The sequence below is a fragment of the Halapricum sp. CBA1109 genome, assembly GCF_009741825.1.
In the GTDB taxonomy this organism is placed as follows: Archaea; Halobacteriota; Halobacteria; order Halobacteriales; family Haloarculaceae; genus Halapricum.
Genome location: NZ_WPCA01000191.1, coordinates 1 through 4,215, shown reverse-complemented (window position 1 = coordinate 4,215; position 4,215 = coordinate 1). Strand labels below are relative to the sequence as shown.

The following is a 4,215-nucleotide window of genomic DNA, read 5'->3' as shown; positions in this document are numbered from 1 at the left end:
GCCTCGACACCCAACCCTGTGTCGAGTGCGGGACCTGCGCCGTCGTCGCCGACACCGACTGGACGCACCCCCGTGGCGGCAAGGGCGTCGAGTACCGGCAGGGATGAGCGACTACGCCGACCGCATCGAGACGCTCGCCGACCGGGCGCCCGGGACCGGGGCGGCGGTTCCAGCGGCCGGCGGACCCGCCCGACGAGGACCGAGCGATGGAGTACCTCCGGGAGGGCGTCGGCCCGGCCGTCGCGGTGTACGTCGACGCCCGGACGGGCGAGTGGCACCGCTTCGAGGCAGAGGCCTTCGAGTCACTGGAGTCGACGATGAACACCTATCTGGAGTTGTACGCCGCCTGCTACGGGACGGACATCGACGCTTCGTTCGCGGTCACGGAGGCCGCCGAGTTGCTCGTCGACACGCACAACATCCGCGACGTGGCGACGATGCTGACCCACGTCCCGGACCGGCACGACGGGCAGTGAGTGGCGGACGTGTTCCCGTTGGCTCCGTCGGAACCTTCGCTTGATGATGAATACGGCATACAAGATGCAGAGTATCAAGTCAGCACAGTGACTTCGTTTCTCTCGACCACTCTCCGCTGAAACACCGTCTCAGTGTGTCTGCGTATTTACCACCAGAAAAGTTTTGATAATCCAATTTAGTAACATATGTATGGAAAAGCAGTCGAAGGGCGTTCTATTCGCTGAACTCGCCGGACGAACCCTCGCGGGTGTGTTCAGTTGGTTACTCGTATTTATGGGGTCTCTCGGCGTTCTCGTCAGTTTCCTCGTGTACTTCGGGGATTATCCCGGGAAAAGTCCGGTCCTGAGCACAATTTCGGTCGGCGTATCTACTCTCGTGATCGCCGTCGGCATCTACGGGAATCCCCGGTTCAGGGAACGAATTCAGGCTTCTACTCGATAAGCCGAATCAGTACAGCACCGGAAATGATACTCGATTTGTAGCTCATCTGTATATGCCACGCCCGGTGATACCTATCACCAACAAAAGGTTCTCACAGTGAAGTCCCTCATCGTAAACCGTTAAGTACTGGGGTGTGGTACCAACGGACATGGAGATAACGGACGACCTCGATTTCGAACACAGGGACCGACAGGACATCTACGAGTACGTCGAGCAGATGGGGGAGGTAGACCTAGAGGAGGCGCGGCAGGCCCTCCATATGGACGAACGGGCTATCGGCCACCACGTCGCGATACTCAAACGCGACGGGATTCTCAAGGAGGTAGACGGGCAGTTACAGATAGCGTACGACGAGGACACCGAAGCGGAGTTCTCCGGCGAGGACGTCTCCTTCACGATCAGACAGGCCCGGCAGGCGGACCTCACGGGACTGGTCGGGGCGATACGTGAAGTCGTCGAGAACAAGACCTACGTCGACGCCGAGACGGTGGCCGACGTCGTCGACAACGAGGGCGTGCTGTTGCGGCACAACGAGATCGAATCGCGGATGTTCTTCGTCGCCTGCGTCGACGACGACGTGGTCGGGTGGGTCCACATCAAACACCCCGAGGTGGCGAAACTCGCGCACACGGCCGAGTTGACCCTCGGAGTGCTGGAGGCCTACCGGGGCAACGGGATGGGGAGTCACCTGCTCTCCCGCGGCGTCGAGTGGGCCGGCAATCAGGGGTACGAGAAGCTGTACAACAGCGTCCCGGCCACCAACGAGGGGGCAATCGAGTTCCTGCAGTCCCACGACTGGTCGATAGAGGCCACCCGGGAGGACCACTACCGCATCGACGACGAGTACGTCGACGAGGTGATGCTGGCCCGGGAGCTATAACTCCAACTCCATCTCGTGTTCGAGGCCGGACCCGCTGGTCGTCTCGAAGCCGACCTTCCGGTAGAGGTTCATCGCGACGTGGTTCGAGCGCTCGACCGACAGCCAGACGTGGTCGACGCTGTCTCGCTGTCCGGCACCGAGGAGACACTGGATCAACTGCGATCCGATGCCCGATAGCTGGTAGTCGCCGTGGACGAAGATGGTCAGTTCGTGAGTCCCGTCCCCACAGTCCAGCAGCGTCGCGTGCCCGACGGTGTGGTCGCCGTGGACCGCGACCACCTCGATGCCGGCGTCGAGGACGTCGAGCCAGTCACGGATCCGGTCCTCGCCGACCGGCGGGAGTCCCTGTGCGCGGTCGCTGCTGTCGAACTCGACGTACATCGCGGCGAGGGCGTCCCTGTCGGCCGGCGTCCGGATCGTTATCTCCCGCCCCGACTTGTCGACGAACTCGTGGGGCGGGCGCTGGAAAGTCGTCGTCACAGCGGCGTCCTCGTATGTGTTCATGAGAGGGCTGTCGCCTTGAGCTTAGGGTTCCGTGGGTAAACCCTTCGCTCGGATTCCCAAGTGGTGGGTATCCAGTCACTGCACGTCACGACGAGTGAAGTACGCAGCGCTCGCGGCCACGAGCAGCCCGGTCGCGGCGAGGAGGATTGCCGCCCCCAGCCAGTCGTAGCTCCCCTCGACGAGGACGGCGGTCGGCGCGAAGTACCGCATCGGTGCGACGACGCCGAGCCACCCCACGTCGGCCACGACGACGACGGACTCGAAGAGGTACAGCGCGAATATCGCGACGAGTGCACCGCGCTGGGCGACCGAGACGCGACTGAACACGACCGACAGGACGAGGCCAAGCGCGGCACACGACAGCAGATAGGGTATCGACAGCAGGTGGACGACGGCGAGGTTGACGGGGTCGATGGGGTAGCCGACGGCGGTGGTCCCGACGAGGACGGCGGCGGGGACGACGACGTTGACGCCGAGGATGGGCACGAGCAGCGAGAGGAACTTCTCGGCGACGACGCGGCGCCGGGAGAGCGGCAGCGAGAGCAGGAGATCCATCCGTTTGCGGTCGACGTCGCCCGCGATCAGGGTCCCGCCGCTGTAGGCCAGATACATCCCGAGCAACAGCGTCCAGCCCAGCGAGTACAGCTCCGCCGCGAGAAATCCCTCGATGGTGTTCATCGTGGCGAGGTTGAACAGTTCGGTGAATATCTCAGGGAGGCTCTCGATGAACTGATCGAGGTCGATGTCGGTCTGTATCGAGGGGAACGTCCCGATGTACATCCCCGCGAACACGACCAGTCCGACGGTCAGATACAGCGTCCCCCGGACCCGGCGGCGGGCCTCGTAACGCGCGAGTTCAAGCATCGTCGCCCTCCCCGTAGAACCGCATAAAGACCTCCTCCAGCGGTGCTTCCTCCAGATCGAGGTCGACGAAGCGATAGGGTTCGAGCGCCGCGAGGAGGTCGTTGACGTCCCCGGTGTAGGTGAAACTGACCTCGGTCACGACGCCGGTGTCTGCGTCGGCGTCGGCGGCGGCCAGCATCGACGCCGTCCCCTCCTCGCGGACCGAGCGGTCGAGGTCGTGGACGTGGTCGCCCGCGAATGCGCCCTCGGGCACGCGGCCGACGATGCGGGCGCGGACGAACTTCCCACTGGCTCCCAGCAGGACGTCTATCGGCTCGGTAGCGACGAGACGGCCGTTCCGGAGGATACCGACCCGGTCACAGATCTGTCGGACCTCGCTGAGGACGTGGCTGGAGAAGAAGACGGTCGTCCCGCGGTCGCGTTCGGCGCGGACGAAGTCGTTGAATCGCTGTTGCATCAGCGGATCGAGGCCGCTGGTCGGTTCGTCGAGGATCACCAGATCCGGGTCGTGCATAAATGCCTGTATCAGCCCGAGTTTCTGGACGTTCCCCGAGGAGTACGCCCGGACCGGCCGGGACAGCGGCGGGTCGAACAACGCAAGCAGTTCCGCCCGTCGGGACTCGCCTTTGATCGACCCGTGGAGGTCGAGTATCTCCGTGCCGGTCGCGTCCTCGTCGAAGGACGGACTGGCCGGGAGATACCCGATGGACCGCTTGGCGTCGATCATCGCCGACTCGTCGGTAGCGTCGGCCCCGAGTACCGTCGCCGACCCGCCGGTCGGCGAGAGAAAGCCAAGCAGCGTCCGTATCGTCGTCGTCTTCCCCGCTCCGTTGGGGCCGAGGAAGCCGAACACCTCGCCGCTCTCGACGCTGAAACTGACGTCCTCGACGGCCTGTACGGTGCCGAACGACTTCGAGAGGTTCGAGACTTCGACGACGCTCATTGGCAATCCTACTCAGGGATGGCCTATGGTCTTTGCCGTGGGTTCTCACAGTGGTTCTTGTCGCTGTGGACGGTGGGACCGCCCGGGTTCGTCCTGCGGAGTGACA

The 4,215-nt window shown here is 63.7% G+C and carries 6 protein-coding genes; 3 read left to right on the top strand and 3 right to left on the bottom strand.

Translation table 11 applies throughout. The features are described 5' to 3' along the window. Positions 1-206: 206 nt before the first annotated feature. From GJ629_RS14770 to GJ629_RS14760, 3 genes are all read left to right on the top strand, one after another. Entirely contained in the window at positions 207-476 is a 270-nt protein-coding gene (locus GJ629_RS14770; protein ID WP_231754656.1) for a hypothetical protein, read from the top strand. A 190-nt stretch (positions 477-666) separates the two neighbouring features. Next, positions 667-918, top strand: coding sequence for a hypothetical protein (locus tag GJ629_RS14765; protein ID WP_157513706.1), 252 nt, complete (start codon positions 667-669; stop codon positions 916-918). A 148-nt stretch (positions 919-1,066) separates the two neighbouring features. After that, positions 1,067-1,798 carry a GNAT family N-acetyltransferase gene (locus tag GJ629_RS14760; RefSeq protein ID WP_157513705.1) on the top strand — a complete coding sequence of 244 codons (732 nt, stop codon included), beginning with the start codon at positions 1,067-1,069 and terminating at the stop codon, positions 1,796-1,798. On the opposite strand, the gene GJ629_RS14755 is transcribed toward GJ629_RS14760, so the two are convergent. From GJ629_RS14755 to GJ629_RS14745, 3 genes are all read right to left on the bottom strand, one after another. Next, entirely contained in the window at positions 1,793-2,302 is a 510-nt protein-coding gene (locus tag GJ629_RS14755; protein ID WP_157513704.1) for a GNAT family N-acetyltransferase, read from the bottom strand. The two genes, GJ629_RS14760 and GJ629_RS14755, sit on opposite strands and share 6 nt — an antisense overlap. A 75-nt stretch (positions 2,303-2,377) precedes the next feature. Beyond that, positions 2,378-3,166 carry an ABC transporter permease subunit gene (locus GJ629_RS14750; RefSeq protein ID WP_157513703.1) on the bottom strand — a complete coding sequence of 263 codons (789 nt, stop codon included), beginning with the start codon at positions 3,164-3,166 and terminating at the stop codon, positions 2,378-2,380. After that, complete coding sequence (locus GJ629_RS14745; protein WP_157513702.1) at positions 3,159-4,109, bottom strand: ABC transporter ATP-binding protein; 951 nt, start codon at positions 4,107-4,109, stop codon at positions 3,159-3,161. Before GJ629_RS14745 ends, GJ629_RS14750 begins: the two co-directional genes overlap by 8 nt. Between the last annotated feature and the right edge of the window lie 106 nt (positions 4,110-4,215).

What these genes read in the sequence shown, in the direction of transcription:
- GJ629_RS14770 (WP_231754656.1), top strand. Translation starts at nt 207, where the DNA reads ATGGAGTACCTCCGGGAGGGCGTCGGCCCGGCCGTCGCGGTGTACGTC.
- GJ629_RS14765 (WP_157513706.1), top strand. Translation starts at nt 667, where the DNA reads ATGGAAAAGCAGTCGAAGGGCGTTCTATTCGCTGAACTCGCCGGACGA.
- GJ629_RS14760 (WP_157513705.1), top strand. Translation starts at nt 1,067, where the DNA reads ATGGAGATAACGGACGACCTCGATTTCGAACACAGGGACCGACAGGAC.
- GJ629_RS14755 (WP_157513704.1), bottom strand. Translation starts at nt 2,302, where the DNA reads ATGAACACATACGAGGACGCCGCTGTGACGACGACTTTCCAGCGCCCG.
- GJ629_RS14750 (WP_157513703.1), bottom strand. Translation starts at nt 3,166, where the DNA reads ATGCTTGAACTCGCGCGTTACGAGGCCCGCCGCCGGGTCCGGGGGACG.
- GJ629_RS14745 (WP_157513702.1), bottom strand. Translation starts at nt 4,109, where the DNA reads ATGAGCGTCGTCGAAGTCTCGAACCTCTCGAAGTCGTTCGGCACCGTA.